We start from the raw sequence: 17,820 nt of genomic DNA, 5'->3' as shown, positions 1-17,820 counted from the left end.
TTTCTTACCACTTTGCCTCTTTGACAAATTGATAGAAAAGCTGATGTAATTTCAGTTCAATGTCTTCCTTTGTTCCTTGTCCATAAAGCGCCATGCTTTCTTCACTTTCAATGATGGATGAACTGATCAGACTAAACATTTCTGACCCTTCCTTGCCAAGCTCTTGCGGCGCCAGCATCATGAGCATTCGTGACATCTGCTGCTGCCCGCCATCCATGCTTTTAACCTCATATGCCTGATCAAGATCATAAATATGAAAGATTGGTTCCTTGATGAATGCATGCTTTAAATGATAAAGAGCAAACTCAGTGCCAGGTATGCCTAAGCCGCCTTGCTGTTCACGTTCCAAAAGGCCGCCCGCTACATCATCCGCATGTATGATACACCCTTCCTCTTCAAGCTGACAAAGCAGCTGCCTGATGGTTTCATCATGCTGCGGCATCGTCTTTCTTTTTTCGATGGTAAAATGGGACAGAATGCTGCGAATCACAAACATATAATTCGCCACCTGCTCTGCAACCGCCATCATATCCACGGTTTCTTGCACCAATTCTTTAGGAGATTCTTTTGTTCTTTTTTTCTCGATGATATAAGGAATCTTCCGTTTAATATGAGCCTTCACACGCATGGCATCATCCTCGTTTAAAAGGGGGCTGACCATAATGTAATCGATATGCTCATATGGGATTGGAACGGTCGAGACAATCATGTCATAGCTTGATGCATCGATTTCCTTTAGCTCCATCAAGGAGGATAGATCGAATTTGGCGATCTCCGGCAATTCTTTTTTCAACCGGGAGGCGAGCATTTTCGAGGAACCAATCCCGCTTGAGCAAACAACGAGCGCATGAATTTTTGTTTCTTCTTTTTTGATTTCAAGCACTGAGCCAAAGTGAAGCACAAGAAAGGCGATTTCATCCTCTGGAAATTCAATCTCTGGAAAGAAACGCTCGACTCCTTCTTCAATCGCCATAAACAGCAAAAAGTAGTCTTTTTTTATTTGTTGTGTGAGCGGATTATAGATTCTCATCTTTTCCTTTAGACGGTTCATGGCAGGCTCAAGATGAGACACGAGCCCCTCATACAATGAATCATTTTCATTGAGATGATAGCCGGTTTTATTTGAAATAAAATCAATGAGCTTTTTCGTTCTCAGCGCTATATCCAGCTCAATTTCATCAATACGGTATTCTGCCCCAAAGCTGCGATTTGCACTGCGAAGATGGATGGTCATATATCCGACCTCCGCTTCAGGAATCTCCACATTAAACATGCGTTCAAGCGCCCTTGCCATTCGAAGTGATGATTCAAATTCCTTCGTCCGCTTTAATTCCAGCAGCTCTTCCTCTTCCATTCGAATGGTTTCCCCAAGCTGAATACGTTCGATGGCATAGGTTAAGTGAACAACAAGTGCAATATAGGCACTATCAGATAATGAGAGTGACAGTCGATCTTTCAAATGAAAGAGCAGCCTTTCTACCTTTAGCAGCTGTCCTCTGCTGACAACGCCAAACACCTTTTCCGTTGCTTTCGTTCGATGTTTGATATTCATTTCAATCGTTTCTAAAAATAATTGAATGTCGAGCCGGTCAACAATGAGATTGCCGACAATTTTTCGTTTTGCTTCCTCCGGCCCTTTTAATTCAATGCCGTACCCGCGCTTGCGGATAAGCTGCAAACCGTATGGAGCAATCCACTCCGTTAGTTCATCTAAATCATAGCTGATCGTCGCATTTGTTACCTGCAAGTCAGCTGCGAGTGTGTATAATTTCACCGGTTCCTTCGCTTCAAGCAGCGCACATAGAATTAAGAGCTTTCGTTCATCTGAGCTATATTCGATTTGATCCTCATTTGACATATGAGCAAGAAGCCGCTGTTTATCCTCCTGTTCGCCGACTGCCTTCAAGCCTTTTCCCGGTTGTTTATCTAATGAAAGATGATAATCTTTCAATATTGGTTTAATAGATTTTAGTTCTCTATGGATCGTTCTAGTACTTACCTGAACAGAATCGGCTATCTCACGAATGGTGACATAACGATTTTGCTGAATGATGTATTTAATGACTTTCTGTTCTCGTGCCGTTATGTACATGAAATGCCTCCTTCTGCATAAATAGGTCTATTGTCACACCTTAATATAAAACGCTTTCAACGAGCGCTGCAATCTTAAGTTGATCTGAATTTGGCACAGCGGCTATGACAAAATTAAAAACAAGGGTTTCATCAGACACTTCTCCAAAATGAAGGCCCATAATCCTTTTGATGAAATTGAACCTTTTGTTTTTGAAAAGGCAGTGAACCCCCAGCTTTTAAAGAATAAGTCGGATTGTATACGGGAGAGCCAAAGCAATAATCGATTGTGCCTTCTTCTGGACGGAACATCACGGTTCGCATCGTTCCAAACAGCTCCTCATAATTGTGCACAGTCAAACCATCAGGATATTCTGACTGGAACAGTTTCAAAAGAGAATCACTTGATCGTTGCTCTTTTAAAGCTTCCATTAACATATCGTATCTGACAACAGAATGATGTTTGGTCATCCCTTTTGCTGTTTGATCAGCTACCGGATGGTTCGTTGCAGCAATATAACCTCTCTCCGGTCTTCTCACCCTTTTTTGACCATCAATGATTTCAATCACAGCCGCCTTTCCTTTTCGATCGGCAAGCATGATATGAACATTTGAGGCAACGGGCATTTCCTCGATAGAGCGAATGGCTTCCTCAACCGTTGGACAGGATTCCAGAACAGAGCGAATCACATGATACACCTGCAAACCGGCGGCGGCTGGAGGCTTTAAACCGGGTTCATTGCCAACCGGCGGACCGCAAGCAGAGAAAGTCACAGCAAGACCATGCTCATTCATTCCATCAGATCTGCCAAACAACAGCAGCGACGAGCCTGTATGATATACTGAGCCTTTCACATGTGTCGTCACAAGACGCATATCATCAAAAATCGGGGAGAAATCATAGTTACGCAGCATGACCGTTTGTTGACCGGCCGCCATATTCCCCTGCCTCACACAGTGGGAACAGCCTGGCTGAAGATGAGATGAATAGAAAAAGGTCAAATAACGCTCATCTAATTGCATTTCATCACAAAACCCAGCAATCTCTTCATCTAATTGAGGAAGAAAGGGACGGATCAGCTGCTTCGTTTCTTTCACAGCCTGTTGTGTTACCGGTTCTGTTCGAATATATTGTGTCTTTAGCAACGGGTTCTCCTTAAGCCAGACAGCCTGCTGTTTTCCTACTTCATAAGCCGTTCCTGTCATCTTTTGAAAAAATGCACTGATTTCCTCCATGCCTGCACACCTCTTTCGCCTTCATTTCTTTTATCATATCGAAACCGTCATTTATTGAAAAGGATGAAAAAAACTGCAATCCCACGGATTACAGCTGTTTACAGTATGCCTTAAACAATGCTTCTGCCATCGCTTCATACCCCTTAGGATTCGGGTGAAATTGATCAATCGATAAGTAGGCTCTTTCATGTCCTTCAAACGCCCGGTACACATCCACAACTTCTACATGCGGATTCGCAGCAAGCAAACGAAGCTGTTGATTATATTGCTGAAGCCACCGCCCGGCTATTGGTATTTGCGGAAATGGATTATATAAATTCATGAAATACACGTAGTAGGGCTGATGCTGCCCTCTTTTAATTTGAGCGATTTCTTGAATCATCTTGCTAAAATTCACCTGACAATGTATGACTGCTTGCAGCAGTTTCTTTTCATCTTCACCTTCCTCATACTGCTGAACAGCTTGAACAAGGTCATTCCCACAGCCTGTGATGGTGATGATGTCAGCTGCCGCAATCGAACGTCTCACCTCTGACCGTTTGAAGAGCTGTAAAATCTGCTCAGTCGTTAACCCTGATTTTGCAAATACGGACAACTCAACAGGTACATGCGTCTTTTTTTCAAGCATCCACCAAAACCGCTGAACAAATCCTCCGCCAAATAAACGTGCCCCCACCCCAACTGTTAAGGAATCTCCAATCGCAACATAGGATCGTCCCACTCTTATCCCTCACTCTCTCCTGCCTTCTCTTATATATACGAAACCGGAGAACAGATGCTTGTAGCAGATGACTTAGGGGCATCCATCTTTTTTTGAGATGCAGCGCCTTTACAAACTCTTTACTTGCGATATCGATCAATTTTTTGTTCAATAAGAGTAGGCTTTTTGCGCTGAAAACTGCGTGTTTACGCGTTCCAGAAAAATTTACAAACTTTTTATCTTGATTTCGAGACTTTTTACCTTGACTTCAAACTACATAGTGATTACAATGAAAATATCAGTTTTCATGTAACTGTGCTTGTTACATCTTTTTCATAGCATTCCAATATGATTAAAGATGCCACATATTCAGTGTACCTTTGGGATACGCTAAAAAAATAACCGAAACAGAAAGGATTGAATGAACATGGCAAAAGTTTTATACATCACTGCACATCCGCATGATGAAACAGTTTCTTACAGTATGGCTACTGCTAAGGCATTTATCGAATCTTATAAGGAAGCAAATCCAAGTGACGAGGTTGTACATATCGATTTGTACAAAGAAAACATCCCTCACATTGATGCAGATGTATTCGCTGGCTGGGGCAAACTTCAATCTGGCGCTGGTTTCGATACACTTTCAGCTGAAGAGCAAGCGAAAGTTGCTCGTCTAAACGAATTAAGTGATCAATTCGTTTCTGCTGACAAATATGTATTTGTTTCACCACTTTGGAACTTCTCATTCCCACCAGTTCTTAAAGCATACATCGACTCTGTTGCTGTAGCTGGTAAAACATTCAAATACACTGAGCAAGGTCCTGTTGGATTATTAACAGACAAAAAAGCTCTTCACATCCAAGCACGTGGCGGATACTACTCTGAGGGTCCTGCTGCTGAACTTGAAGCAGGTCACCGTTACCTTGGTACAATCGCTAACTTCTTCGGAATTCCTTCTTTCGAAGGTCTTATCGTTGAAGGTCACAATGCTGAGCCTGCGAAAGCAGAGCAAATTAAAGCAGATGCAATCGAACGTGCGAAAGCTTTAGGAAAAACTTTCTAATAACTGCACACAAAAAGCCAATGATCTTTACGGTCATTGGCTTTTTATTTGTTCAGAAAAGCCTAATTCTCTCGAAATATCACTGGCGGCTTTTTTCACCTGTTTAATTAAGTAAGGTAAGCGTTCTTTTTGATATCCCGCTTCAAATCCTGCAATGCTAATACCTGCTGCCACTTCCCCCAGATGATTGAAAATAGGAGCTCCAATCGCAGCTGTATAGTTTTCAAGCTCAGAATAGCTTAGCGTATATCCCCTCGCATTTGATTCTTCCAGCATGTTTCTTAGAACCTCTTTATCTGTGATGGTCCCAATTCCGATCTTCCCCAGCTCAATTGAGTCAATATAGGCAAGTCTCTCGCTCTCTGGCAAAAAGGAGAGAATACTTCTCGCACAGGCACCCGCATATAGGGGAGACCGTCTGCCAACGGCGGTGTAGAGACGAACAGGCTGCGTACCTTCAATCTTTTCCACGTAAATGGCTTCGTCGCCCTCACGAACAATGAGCTGTACAGCTTCTCCTACTTCATCGCGTAAGCTTTCCATAAATGGTCTTGCAATCCTTCGAATATCAAGGCGGTCCGCCACAAGCTGACCGTATTCAAGGAACATTAAGCCTAATCGATAAACACCTGTTTCTTGCTTTTCTAGCAGTCCCATATCGGCTAAAGAGCTCGCCATGCGATGGACAGAGGTTTTCGGCATACCGGAAAGCTCGATCATTTCATTTAATGTTAATTGATCGTGAGCGATAAACAGCCGCAAAATCTCCATTGATTTCACAACTGTTTTATTTGTGTTTTGCATCTTCTTCACCTTTTCTAAACGAGAATGCTTCCAGCTTGATTCTTGCGGCCAGCTCCCTCAGTTCTGCTTCTTGCTTAAATAACGCCTGCTCTGCATCCCGATGATCTATTTGTTCAAAATACAGCTTTGCCCCAGGCATCGCCTGTGCAATAAACGGCAAATCAACAGTCGCTACTTCTCCAATACGCGGGTATCCGCCTGTCGTCTGCCGATCTGCCAGCAGAATAATCGGCTGGCCATCGGGTGGAATTTGAATAGATCCAAAGGCCACAGCTTCTGAGATCAATTCCAGCTTTTCTTTTAAATGAACCGGCTCTCCCTTTAGCCGGCAGCCCATGCGATCTGATTGGGGTGTGACCTGATAAGGCTGCTCAAAAAACGCGGTTTGAGATGTTTCTTGAAAATGAGAAAGATGCCTGCCTGCCAGCACACGAATCACTGGTGATTTCCGCAGCGGTAAAAAATGATCATGACTCACTGTCCAATCGGGTGCGCCGTATCCCGCCTGTTTCACTTTATTTTTCAGCCTATCAAACAAATGATCCGCTACGAGAGACGGCTCTCCAACAGGCAGAACATCGCCTTTTTCAAGCGGTCGTCCCTTCAGTCCACCGATCCCTGCTCTGACATAGGTGCTTTTGCTCTGCATGACTGGTTCCACATCAAATCCACCTGCTACAGCAAGATAAACGCGGCAGCCTCTCTTACAAAGACCAAAGGTGATCGTGCTTCCTGATCGAACAAAGAGCGGCTTCCATAATGGTGCCCGCTCTCCATCAATATCAATCTCTACATCAGCACCAGTGACTGCAATGAGCTGATCCTTCTCACATGTGAGCACAGGCCCCGGCCCCATCAACGTCACTTCCAGCACGGCTTCGTTTTCTTGGTTGCCAGTGAGAATGTTGGCGATTCTAAGTGAGAGCGGGTCCATGCCGCCGCTCGTTAAAACACCATACTTTTGATAGCCTTGCCGCCCTTTATCTTGAATGGTTGTGTAGATTCCTGGCTTGATGACATGAATACTCAACGTTCTGCCTCCTTCATGCTGAAAAATTCCTTTTCAGACATTTGGACAAATCTGACCTCGTCCCCTGCTTTCAATAGACTCGGAATTTCCTCGTCTGGGCGAAAAAGCGGCAGCGGGGTTTGTCCAATGAGCTGCCAGCCCCCGGGTGTGGAAATTGGATAAACGCCTGTCTGCTTTCCTGCAATACCAACAGAGCCTTTTGGAATGGACATCCTTGGTGTTTCTCTGCGTGGTGCTGCGATCTTTTCAGACAGCCCGCCTAAAAACGGAAACCCTGGGGCAAATCCAATCATATAGACAAGGTACGTGCCGGCAGTGTGAATACGCACGACTTCTTCTGGCGTTAAACCATTGATACGGGCAACCTCTTCTAAATCAGGGCCCATCGCTCCCCCGTAACAGACTGGAATGTCAACGATGCGGCGCTTTACCTGAACTCCCTCCTGCCATTTGTCTTCAAGAAGTTGTTCAATATAGCCTTTGACCCATTCATACGGAGACAGGTCTTGTGTTTGCAGCTGGGCCGATTGATGTACGGTATAAGGCTCGTAAAAAACAGTCACGTTTGTAAAGGCTTGAACTGCTTCTACATACCCTTCAAATGGGTGCTGTTCAATACATGCAAACAGCTGCTCAACACGTGCATGAATCTCCTCACGTATGTCAGCTCCTGCTTGGATGACGATCGCTGCATCTCCCAACGGGTGATAGGTGATGGAATCTTTTATCGTTGAAAAAGCCATTTGAGGACACCTCTCTTTCTACAGTACACCGAGCTTTTGATCTCTTCGATCTGTGATGAACATATGCCCGGGTGCATGAGTGATCGCAATGTCGGGTTTTGTATGCATGACAATGGCTTGCGGCGTCACACCACATGCCCAAAACACCGGGACTTCTCCTTCTTTGATCACAGACGGCTCTCCAAAGTCAGGCTGATTCACATCGGAAATGCCAATCACCGCTGGGTCCCCTATATGGATCGGTCCTCCATGGACTGATGGAAATCGAGATGTCACTTGAACACTTCTTGTGACTTGATGCGCCGGAATGGGTCTCATGCTGACCACCATCGGGCCATGAAAGACTCCTGCTTTTTCACAAGCTATATTCGTTTGATACATGGGTACGTTATGACCGTCTTCAATATGGCGGACAGGAATGTCATTCAGCATAAGCGCGTGCTCAAACGTAAAACTGCATCCAATGAGAAAGGCAACCATATCATCCTCCCAATAAGCCGTGATATCTGTCACCTCTTCTTCAAGAATCCCTTTTCGGTAAATACGGTACTTAGGAAAGTCCGTACGAATATCCGCTTGAGGCGCCGACCGTCTTGGCACTGGATCACCTGGGTCCAGTACATCAAGCAAGGGACATGCAGCCGGATTCCGCTGGCAAAATAAAAGAAAATCAAAGGCAAGTTCCTTTTTGACAATCATTAAATTGGCTTGAGCAAACCCTTCTGCAAAGCCAGCCGTTGGGCCTGTGATCTTTTTTTCGCGAATCAATTCTCTCATCTGTGATGGCTCATATGTTTGATAAGTATTCATCTGAATCAGCTCCATAGTTTCGGGATTTCATTAATGATGGTATAGCCGCCCATCATCGCCATAATGACCACAACAAATGCACCAGTCACTGTCAAAAAGAATGGATGACGATAATCTCCGACAATGTCTTTCTTATACGCCGCAACGAGTAATGTGCCAAGGGCGAGCGGCAAAATCAATGCATTGATTGCTCCAACTAATATCAAGATGTTCACTGGTCTTCCGATCGTAATAAAACAAATGGTCGAGAGGGCAATAAAGCCAATGATGATACCACGCTGGTTTTGCTCAATTTTTGGTGAGAAGGTTTTAAAAAAGGAAACAGATGTGTATGCTGCTCCAATGACGGAGGTAATCGCCGCAGCCCACATAATAATCCCGAACATTTTATATCCGATATTTCCTGAAGCTAATTGAAAAACAGAGGCAGGCGGGTTGGATGGATCTATCTGCAAGCCTTTTGAGACAACTCCTAATGTGGCAAGAAAAAGTGCTACACGCATGACAGATGTAATTAACACACCGAAAATAGAGCTTTTCGTCACTTGCGGCAGTGCTTCCTTCCCCTTAATACCTGCATCCAGCAAGCGATGCCCGCCAGCAAAGACGATATAGCCGCCTACCGTTCCTCCCACAAGTGTCACAATGGATAAAATATCAATCGTCTCTGGGACAAATGTTCTCACGGCCGCTTCTCCAACTGGCGGCGCTGTTGAAATCGCCACATACAGCATCAGGCCAATCATGACAAAACCAGCTGCCTGTGTGAAACGGTCCATCGCTTTCCCAGCCTCTTTGATCACAAAGATGAGAATGGCAATCACAGCACTGATCCCTGCGCCGATTCGCGGATCGACTCCGAAGATTACCTGGAAACCGAGACCAGCTCCAGCGATATTTCCGATGTTAAAGGCAAGTCCTCCAATGACAATCAAAAAGGCCAGCACATAGCCGAGACCCGGGAGCACCATATTCGCTATATCCTGACCTCGTTTTTCTGAAACGGCAATGATGCGCCATACATTTGTTTGTGCAAAAATATCTAATAAAATTGAGATCAAAATGACAAACCCAAAGCTAGCCGCAAGCTGCTGTGTGAAGACGGTTGTTTGTGTTAAAAATCCCGGTCCGATCGCGGACGTCGCCATTAAAAAGGCAGCGCCCATCAGCATAGACCGATTCCCCTTTGGTGCCTTCATTTGTTTGACTTTCTCTGTTTTCATGCTGTTTCCCCCTTTGATGACGATTTTTATTGAAAGGCCTTGAGATGAATCCCGGCTTCTTTTAGCTTCGCTGTAATGGTCTTCGCAAATTGAAGCGCATGGCTGCCGTCTCCGTGAATGCAGACCGTATCTGCTTTGAGCTCGATATCTTCTCCTTGAACTGTACGAACCCTGCCTTCTCTCACCATACGAACAACCTGCTGGACGGCCCGTTCATCCTCTTCAATGAGTGCATGTGGTTCGCGGCGCGATGTCAGCGTCCCGTCTGTTTGATACGTCCGATCAGAAAACACTTCATGTGCCACTTGCAAACCTATTCGTTCACCTGCTAACGCAAGTTCACTGCCTGACAGACCAAATAACACAAGGTTTGGGTCCACATCATACACAGCCTGCGCAATCGATTCAGATAATTCAGTATTTTCAGCCGCCATGTTGTAGAGGGCGCCGTGTGGTTTGACATGCTGCATCGTACCGCCCTCGGCCTTGAGAAAGGCTGATAGAGCGCCAATTTGATAGATGACAAGATCATAGGCTTCCTCTGCGGAGATAGCCATTGGACGTCTGCCAAAGCCGGCCAAATCTTGCAAACCAGGATGTGCACCAATTTTGACCCCTTTATCCAGTGCCATTCTGACCGTCTTTCTCATAACCGTTGGATCTCCTGCATGAAAACCGCAAGCAATGTTGGCTGAGGTAACATATTCTAAGATTTGTTCGTCTGCACCGATTGTGTATTGACCAAAGCTTTCTCCCAAATCACAGTTGATATCCACTTGATACATAGAATCCCTCCTTGTTGTTCCGAAATACGGAATATAAAGTCCGAATATTCGAATTTATATTGATTATACCAACTTTGGATAGACTGCACATGAAATTGTCAGAAAATATAACAATCGAACTAGGAGAAAACAAAAAAAGCGAGAGGCAAAGTCCTCTCACTTTTTCTGTCATGAAATGCACCTTATTTAGACAGCACCCAATGTTGGATGGCTTTTGCCACACCGTGTTCTGTGTTAGGAGCCGTAATCCAATCAGCGGCCTCTTTCACCACTTCCTGGGCATTTCCCATCGCAATGCCTAATCCGGCTTCTTGAATCATGGCCATATCATTGAGGCTGTCGCCAAGTGACATGACGTTGTCCATCGTACAGCCAATGCGTTCTGCTACTTTTGCAAGAGCTGCCGCTTTGTTAATGCCGGCTGCATTGACTTCAATATTCGTTGGACTTGAGTTTGTGATCTCTAGGTGCTTATTTGTTTTCAATGTATTGAGGACTTCCACACGAACGTCATCATCATGAATATCAAAGCCAAATTTCAACCATTCATGGTCATGAATTCGTTCTGGGAATTCACCTCTCCACACCTTATCCACAGTTGAAGCCCAGTAATCGGTTTTGTACCTATTTTTTAAATCCCACATCATTTGGACATGATCAGGATGCAGCAGATCCCGTTCGATCAGCTGGAAGTTTGAATCCCAGATTTCACTTCCGTTTGCTGTCACAAGGTAAGACGATAACTTGAGCGGCTCAACCAGCTCTCGGCATGTCATCAGTGTCCGCCCTGTGCTAATGACCACATGGACTCCTTTTGCTTCAGCCTCTTTAATGGCTTGTTTATTTTCCTCTGGAATGATGTGCTCACTGTTTAACAGCGTGCCATCCATATCAATGGCAATCAATCGGATGTCTTTCTTATGAGCTTGTGTTGACAAATTGAGTACCCCACTTTGTATCGATTTTTGAAACTATCTTTATTTTAATATAAAGAGGAAGAAGGCACAAAGGGACGAGTTTGATCCCATAGAAAAAAGACCTTGTTGCAGGTCTTTTTAACATGTGCTTAGCGTTCACACGCAATGCCGTCTTTATCGCGGTCAAGGTGCTTATTTTTTTGATAAAGTGCTTTAGATACATAAGGCTTGTATTTTGTTTTTCCGCCTTTGTTTTTCGTGTTTTTGCTTTTTGCTACGCCGCCTTTATATACTTTGTTCAGCGCTTTGCAGTTTTTGTAAGACTTGACCGTTTTTGCATCTGCTGTGTGGGTGTCGACTTGTGTAAAACTTAGCAAAAGTCCTAAAGACAAGACAGCCACCATGATTTTTTTCAACATGTAAGATCCCCCTATTTTTTCTATTTTTACATTTTTATCATATGTCACCACTTTTTGTTTTTCAAGACTATTGAGCTAAATATTTTGATTTTTTTGGAACGAAATACACCTTATATCCTATATGGTACAATGAGTGGGAAACCTTTCCGTTTTTGACACGTATATGAAGAAAGGAGTTTTTCACATGAAAATGAAATATACCATTTTATATGTAAACGATGTGGAGGCAAGTATTCATTTCTATCAGCATGTACTTGGTTTCCCAATAAAATTGAGGGTTGAATCCTATGTTGAGTTTGACACTGGAGACGTGACGTTATCAATTAATTCACGCCAGGATGTCAAAGAAGCACTCGGACTGCCTGTCCCTGGAGCAAATCAAGCGTCTCACACGTTTGAAATTGGCTTTGTTGTGGATGATGTGGAGCAAACGATTGCATCAATGAAGGAAAAAGGAGTTTCGATCATCAAAGAACCTGCAAAAAAACCATGGGGTCAAACAGTCGCTTATGTGTCTGATCCTGATGGTCATTTCATTGAAATATGTGATGCGGTCTCCTAATTGTCTTTGAAGGGAGTGAACCAGAATGAGAAAAAAACATGCTTTTTTCGCCGGTGTTTGCTCAATGATTGTGATTTGCAGCGCCGCTATCCTGTTGCAGCACCTTGAATGGATTGGGTTTTTCAGTGGCGGCATCTCAATTATTGGGGTCGTGATGTCTGGGGTGCTAATGGGTGCTTGGACAAGTGGAGAAGAGACACGAGCAGCCTATCATTCTGAAACAAACGAACACCGCATGTGGCGCCTTGATACGGCTGTTCTTGTGATCATTTTTGCACTTCCACACATGGCTGCGTCAGTCTTTTATGTTTTGATGTAAACACTTGTTAAAAGGAGTTCGCAATATGGCTGTTTTTATTCTATTCATTGTATTTGGCTTTCCTATTCTCTCTGTGCTGATTGGCATTTTGGGCACGATCTTTTTAAAGAATGTTTGGGTGCCTACTTTGATTGTGCTGTTAGCGAGCATGATCTTCATGTTCACTTATATTGACGGGAATGAATCCTTTCTCATTTGGGTCATCGTCTATACCGTCTTTACATTCTTTGCTGGATGGATTACAAAGCGGCTCAAGTAAAAAAGAACAGTGGAAACTGTTCTTTTTTAAATCATATATCCGCACACCATAGTTCAATTTCAATTTTCAGCTCAGGCCATCCTAAAGCTGATACATAAGCAACCGTCATTGATGGGTAAGCTGTTTTAAAGATTGTATCCCACTGAGGATATAGATGGTCCCAGACTATCACTTTAGGAGCTATTTTTCATTTCATTTAAGTGCTAATTTACACTAAAATACTCTTATATTGAAGCATCTTATTGATTTAAACAAAATATTAAGTAATAGCCCATAAGGGGTAGCTCCATACCTAAACTACAGGTAAAATACCAGTCATACACTAAGCGTTTTTGTTACCTTTATTTTTTTGAGGCCGAAAAAGGGTCTCATCGTTTTCTAGCTTAGAATCAATAAACTCCACAATACGTTGAAGATCGTGTATTTGATTCATCACTTTTTCTTTATATTCTAAAAGGGTTCTTTTTAATTCGGGAACAGAACTAAGTTTATATTTTACAGGATATTGTAAAATATTTTTCATTTCATTTAATGACATTCCTGTTTTTTTCAGACAAATGATCAGGTCCATTAGCTCTATGTCTTCTTCATCGTATATTCGATGTCCATTTCGTTTTCTTTTTGCATAAGGAAGCAATCCGATTTTTTCATAATAGCGGATCGCATCTTCAGTTAATCCGGTTTTCTTGGAAGCTTGCTTGATAGAATAAGCATTCAAATCATCACCTACTAATTTTGTTTACAGATAGATTAATTAAAATCTAAACGAGAAACTCGTTTTGGTAAATATCAATCAGTTGATTAAGTACTTGTGCCTCATAACCAGAGAATTTGATTGCAGTTTCTTTGCCCTTGTTTACAAAAATCCCGGTAATTTCGTTGTTGAAATTGAAAGCAGCTTCATATAAGCGAGATGCCCCTTTGCTTGGAGGAGAAAAAATAAGGTTCCTTATGGGAAGAATATAACTGGGCATTCTTTTTCCTTTGGTCAACTTCGTCCTGTTTGGCCCTGGGCAGACACTGCGAATTTTTATTCCCTCGGTCAATAGCTTCGGAGCAATTCCATTCGTCCACAAGGAAAGGGCTAATTTACTGTTCGCATATGGACCTATAATCTTTTTAAATGGAATTGTCTTAGGATCGATTACTGTATTTAAGTCAAATTGCTTCAAAAATAATAAAGAATTGGAAGACGTATTGATGATCGTTTTCTCCTGCCCATGTAGTAACAGTTCTTTAAGTTCCATTGTAACGATATAAGGCACTAATGTATTAACTTCAAAATGAATTTCACGCCCTTGTTTGGAATATTTGTATTCAGCAAAACTGACTCCTGCATTGTTAAAAATCAAGTCAATTTTGGTCTCGCTTTTCTTAATCTGGCTAAGTACGTTTCTAAGGCTGGAGAATTCGGCTAAATCAGCTTTATATACTCTTAATAGCTTCTTTTTAAGAGCATCAATAATTATTGGTTGATCATTTGGAAAGTCAGAACGAATTACAGCAATTACTTCCCATCCTTGAGATAGAATCTTTTTCGTCAGTTCCAATCCAATCCCAGAGTTGGCTCCTGTAATCAATACCACTTTATTTTGTTCGTTCATTTTATTCTTCCTTTCTGTGTTTCCGATAGTAAACACAGATTACTACTTGGAGTGAACACCAAGTCAAGGGAAATTTGTTTAATATATTTCCATAAGCGATTTATATTCGTATCCTTAAAAAAAGCTATCCTTTATTATGGATAGCTTTTTGTATTAATGAAAAATAAAACCAAAATGAGTATCCATAGCCACAAGGTAAGAACATCAATATCTTCTTTTTCATGACCGGAACACTCCTTTTGTTTGCGTGAGCAAGGTTTTGATTAACTTCATCGTACCTGACAAGTGATACATCGTCAAAATGATTTATAGACGATAACGTGCAATGTCCTGATTTAATCGCATGCTAAGTTCATTGAGCCTTTCTGCTGCTTTTGCCACATTTGAGATGGCTGTCACTTGTTCGTCTGTGGATGCAGTGATTTCTTCGATCGCCGCAGCATTTTCTTGAGAAACATGTGCTGCGCCGTGCATCGCTTTTGTGATGAGGTCGTTTTGCTCCAGCAATGTATTCAGCTCTTTTGCCATCGCGTTTGTTTCAACGATGGTTTGTGAAATCAATGTTGAGATGGCATTGAATTCATGTTCTGTTGCATGCACCGCTTCATCCAGCTCGGCAAAACGATCCATTGTGTTAGACATGATACCAGCTGTTGTTGTCGTTTCTTCTTTAATGCCTTGGATCATTTGCTGAATTTGAACGGCTGATTGTTTTGTCTGCTCAGCTAAATTCCGCACTTCACTCGCCACAACTGAGAAGCCTTTGCCATGCTCTCCTGCACGTGCTGCCTCAATACTTGCATTCAGTGCCAGTAAATTCGTCTCATTTGAAATGCTTTCAATCGTATCTGTGATTTGAGAGATATCCTGTACTTTTGTACTTAACTGCTCGATTCCTGCTCTAATGCCTTGAGATGCCTGAATCGATTGTTCATTCGATTGTTTTAATTGCTGTACGATTTGCTGGCCCTGCTGTGATGATTGACTTGATTGGTCGGAAATCCGTTTAATTTGATCACTCTGTTCTTTAACATTCTCAATAGATTGATTAAACTGGGTCATTTGTTGATTGGCTACTTCAAGATCGGATGCTTGATGAAGTGTTCCAGTCGAAATGTCTCCGATGGCTCGTCCAATTTCTTCACTGCTGGCTGAGGTTTCTTCAGAGATCGCCGATAAATCTGTCGCTGATTCAACAAGCTGACTGCTCGTTTCCTGTAAACCGCTCACCAGTGTTCTGAGCTCTCCTGACATATGGTTAAAGCCTTTTGCCAGCTGGCCGATTTCATCCGTTGTTTCCTTTAAGTTTGTGCGTTCAATATTCCCCGCCGCAATTTCCTTTGAAGCAGCAGTGACTTGCTTCAGCAGTCTGACTTTTCCTCGAGCAGCTAAATAAAAGACACCTAGACTCAGAAGGGCGACACCTGCTGTAATGAGAATAATATAGAGCTTCATCTGCTCTAATTCTTTATAAAATTCGTCTTGGAAGACAGCGATACCTACACTCCAATTCCACGGCGTAAACTGGCTCATATAGGCGAGCTTTTCTTTTTCTTCGCCGGTTGCATCGTCCTTATCCATATAGGTCACATAGTGTGCATCCTCACCTTTTGCATTAGCGCCAGCGACCATTTTTTCACGATTGGTCGTGTTATCTGGAATGACGCCAATGTCGTTGACCGGATGAACCTGGGTAGAATAGTCAGTGCCATATGCGATCAGATAGCCTTTATTTTTATAGATAAAATCTGATTTTTGAAATTGGTATCCCTTCCCGTTGTCATTTTTGGGTCCGCTCAAGTAAAGCCGGGCTTGTTCTTGCGCCTGCTCAAGCGTCAGTTCTTTTTTCTCCACACGGTCATTCAACTGTTCAAGTGTGGCCATCGCTCCGCTGACGATGTGCTTTAAATCTGCTTTCCCTGCATCAATTAATACATGTTTCGCTAACAAATATCCCGTTGTTCCAACAAGTCCACCCGTTAAAATCGTGATCACGATAATGGCAGACATTAATTGAAAAAAGACACTCCTTGACGCAAACGCTTTCTTTTTCATGTACAAATTCCCCCTTACTTTATATATCGTCAAGCAGGGAAAAGTATTAAAAAAGTCATAGAAAAAATCCCTTTCTCACGTTGGAAAGGGATTTTCTGATTAATGGGCTGTTTCTTTAAGAATGGCTTGATAAAGATCGTCTGCTGGCGAGAGTCCACATACCTCTTCCAGCACACCTTCAATGCCTTTTTCTTTTCGTAATGCCTGCAGACGAACAGCTTCTTCGTCTTCAGTAAAGTCGTAAGCCAAAGCTGCCACAATGCCTTTAATTAAATACTGTGGCTGTCTGATTTTTTTCGCTGGACCGATTAAACGGTCATTTGCTCCAAGCTTTCTAAGCGGGGAACGTGCGACGCGCGTGACTTCATCAGAGATAAAGGCATTTTCAAATCGTTTGATGATTTTTTGGATATACGCATCATGTTCTTCTTTTTGAAAACCATATGTGTCGATTAAATAACTGCCCGTTTCGTGAAGTGCACCTTCGACCACTTGACGAATCTCTGGTGTATCGACAGCTTCTTTAATCGTTTGCACGCCTTTTTCGTACCCGACATAAGCAGCTAGTGCATGTCCTGTGTTGACAGTAAAGAGCTTACGCTCAATATAAGGCGTCAAATCTTGTACAAAGGTCGCTCCATCGATCTGAGGAACGTCTCCAATAAAGCCTGTCTCATCAATGACCCACTCGAAAAATGGCTCGACTGATACTTTCAAAATGTCCTCATGGTGCTGAATGGGGACAATGCGGTCAACCGCTGCGTTTGGAAAACCAACTGTGTGTGACAGCGCTTCTTGTTCATCAGCTGTTAAATGAGAGAAAACAGCTTCCTTTAAATGAGAGCTGCCGCCAATCATATTTTCACATGCCACAATGTTGATGATATGATCAGGCTTTTTCTGTTTTAAACCTTCAGCAATCGATGAAGCAATGATGTTCAAAACAGCTGGTCCAACAGCTGTTGTAATGAGATCAGCTGTTGCAACTGCCTCTGTTAATGCGGCTGGATCTTTTGCGGAATTGATGGCTGACACAGGACCAACCACTTCTTGCTGCTGCCCTGGTGCTGCGAGTTCAACCGTGTATTCTCCTTTTTCATTCAGCTCGTTGATCACCGCTTCATTTACATCGGTAAAAACAAGCTCAAAGCCTGATGCTTTTAACAAAGATCCGATAAACCCTCTGCCAATATTTCCTGCTCCAAAATGAAGTGCCTTCAT

At 42.9% G+C, this 17,820-nt stretch carries 19 protein-coding genes; 4 read left to right on the top strand and 15 right to left on the bottom strand.

Annotated elements, in window-relative coordinates; translation table 11 throughout:
- Positions 1-4 precede the first annotated feature (4 nt).
- The 3 genes from ASE42_RS01040 to ASE42_RS01030 all read right to left on the bottom strand — a co-directional run bounded on the left by ASE42_RS01040 (position 5) and on the right by ASE42_RS01030 (position 4,027).
- On the bottom strand, positions 5-2,092 hold the full coding sequence (locus tag ASE42_RS01040; protein WP_056765182.1) for a BglG family transcription antiterminator: 2,088 nt from the start codon (positions 2,090-2,092) through the stop codon (positions 5-7).
- Between the two features lie 131 nt (positions 2,093-2,223).
- Positions 2,224-3,306 carry a C45 family autoproteolytic acyltransferase/hydolase gene (locus ASE42_RS01035; RefSeq protein WP_056765179.1) on the bottom strand — a complete coding sequence of 361 codons (1,083 nt, stop codon included), beginning with the start codon at positions 3,304-3,306 and terminating at the stop codon, positions 2,224-2,226.
- An 88-nt stretch (positions 3,307-3,394) separates the two neighbouring features.
- On the bottom strand, positions 3,395-4,027 hold the full coding sequence (locus ASE42_RS01030; RefSeq protein ID WP_056765176.1) for a GDSL-type esterase/lipase family protein: 633 nt from the start codon (positions 4,025-4,027) through the stop codon (positions 3,395-3,397).
- Between the two features lie 406 nt (positions 4,028-4,433).
- Between ASE42_RS01030 and ASE42_RS01025 the strand changes: the two genes are divergently transcribed.
- Positions 4,434-5,069 (top strand): FMN-dependent NADH-azoreductase, encoded by a 636-nt coding sequence (locus ASE42_RS01025; RefSeq protein ID WP_024425558.1) that lies wholly within the window; start codon positions 4,434-4,436, stop codon positions 5,067-5,069.
- 33 nt (positions 5,070-5,102) lie between these two features.
- Here ASE42_RS01025 and ASE42_RS01020 read toward each other — a convergent pair whose 3' ends face one another.
- From ASE42_RS01020 to ASE42_RS00985, 8 genes are all read right to left on the bottom strand, one after another.
- The gene (locus ASE42_RS01020) at positions 5,103-5,873 is read right to left on the bottom strand and encodes an IclR family transcriptional regulator (protein WP_024427337.1); all 771 of its coding nucleotides are present in this window, start codon (positions 5,871-5,873) and stop codon (positions 5,103-5,105) included.
- Positions 5,857-6,903, bottom strand: a complete 1,047-nt coding sequence (locus ASE42_RS01015; protein WP_056765174.1) for a biotin-dependent carboxyltransferase family protein — start codon at positions 6,901-6,903, stop codon at positions 5,857-5,859. Before ASE42_RS01015 ends, ASE42_RS01020 begins: the two co-directional genes overlap by 17 nt.
- Entirely contained in the window at positions 6,900-7,646 is a 747-nt protein-coding gene (gene pxpB / locus ASE42_RS01010; protein WP_056765171.1) for a 5-oxoprolinase subunit PxpB, read from the bottom strand. The genes ASE42_RS01015 and pxpB overlap by 4 nt, the downstream gene beginning before the upstream one ends.
- An 18-nt stretch (positions 7,647-7,664) precedes the next feature.
- The gene (locus ASE42_RS01005) at positions 7,665-8,456 is read right to left on the bottom strand and encodes a putative hydro-lyase (protein WP_041106507.1); all 792 of its coding nucleotides are present in this window, start codon (positions 8,454-8,456) and stop codon (positions 7,665-7,667) included.
- Between the two features lie 5 nt (positions 8,457-8,461).
- Positions 8,462-9,679 carry an NRAMP family divalent metal transporter gene (locus ASE42_RS01000; RefSeq protein WP_025093622.1) on the bottom strand — a complete coding sequence of 406 codons (1,218 nt, stop codon included), beginning with the start codon at positions 9,677-9,679 and terminating at the stop codon, positions 8,462-8,464.
- A gap of 26 nt (positions 9,680-9,705) precedes the next feature.
- Complete coding sequence (locus tag ASE42_RS00995) at positions 9,706-10,464, bottom strand: LamB/YcsF family protein (protein WP_056765168.1); 759 nt, start codon at positions 10,462-10,464, stop codon at positions 9,706-9,708.
- 182 nt (positions 10,465-10,646) lie between these two features.
- Entirely contained in the window at positions 10,647-11,402 is a 756-nt protein-coding gene (locus tag ASE42_RS00990; RefSeq protein WP_082580641.1) for a Cof-type HAD-IIB family hydrolase, read from the bottom strand.
- Between the two features lie 128 nt (positions 11,403-11,530).
- Complete coding sequence (locus ASE42_RS00985) at positions 11,531-11,800, bottom strand: excalibur calcium-binding domain-containing protein (protein ID WP_080652949.1); 270 nt, start codon at positions 11,798-11,800, stop codon at positions 11,531-11,533.
- Between the two features lie 184 nt (positions 11,801-11,984).
- On the opposite strand from ASE42_RS00985, the gene ASE42_RS00980 reads away from it, so the two are divergent.
- From ASE42_RS00980 to ASE42_RS00970, 3 genes are read left to right on the top strand one after another with little or no spacing between them, the layout of a single operon-like run.
- Positions 11,985-12,362 carry a VOC family protein gene (locus tag ASE42_RS00980; protein ID WP_025093624.1) on the top strand — a complete coding sequence of 126 codons (378 nt, stop codon included), beginning with the start codon at positions 11,985-11,987 and terminating at the stop codon, positions 12,360-12,362.
- Between the two features lie 25 nt (positions 12,363-12,387).
- Positions 12,388-12,681: a DUF5316 family protein gene (locus tag ASE42_RS00975; protein WP_056765165.1), complete on the top strand. Its 294-nt coding sequence runs from the start codon at positions 12,388-12,390 to the stop codon at positions 12,679-12,681.
- A 25-nt stretch (positions 12,682-12,706) separates the two neighbouring features.
- Positions 12,707-12,940, top strand: a complete 234-nt coding sequence (locus tag ASE42_RS00970) for a DUF2651 family protein (protein ID WP_056765161.1) — start codon at positions 12,707-12,709, stop codon at positions 12,938-12,940.
- A gap of 322 nt (positions 12,941-13,262) precedes the next feature.
- Here ASE42_RS00970 and ASE42_RS00965 read toward each other — a convergent pair whose 3' ends face one another.
- The 4 genes from ASE42_RS00965 to ASE42_RS00950 form a co-directional block, all read right to left on the bottom strand.
- Complete coding sequence (locus ASE42_RS00965) at positions 13,263-13,658, bottom strand: MerR family transcriptional regulator (RefSeq protein WP_024427328.1); 396 nt, start codon at positions 13,656-13,658, stop codon at positions 13,263-13,265.
- A 43-nt stretch (positions 13,659-13,701) separates the two neighbouring features.
- A complete protein-coding gene (locus ASE42_RS00960; protein WP_024425546.1) occupies positions 13,702-14,544 on the bottom strand; it encodes an SDR family NAD(P)-dependent oxidoreductase in 843 nt (280 codons plus the stop codon).
- Between the two features lie 306 nt (positions 14,545-14,850).
- Positions 14,851-16,599, bottom strand: coding sequence for a methyl-accepting chemotaxis protein (locus tag ASE42_RS00955; protein WP_056765159.1), 1,749 nt, complete (start codon positions 16,597-16,599; stop codon positions 14,851-14,853).
- Positions 16,600-16,698: 99 nt separating this feature from the next.
- On the bottom strand, positions 16,699-17,820 hold the full coding sequence (locus ASE42_RS00950; protein ID WP_056765155.1) for a mannitol-1-phosphate 5-dehydrogenase: 1,122 nt from the start codon (positions 17,818-17,820) through the stop codon (positions 16,699-16,701).

Origin of the sequence: Bacillus sp. Root920 (assembly GCF_001429445.1) — a bacterium.
GTDB classification, from domain to species: Bacteria; Bacillota; Bacilli; order Bacillales; family Bacillaceae; genus Bacillus; species Bacillus safensis.
Note: the sequence above shows the minus strand (reverse complement) of the source record. Positions and strands in the feature narration are given on the sequence as shown.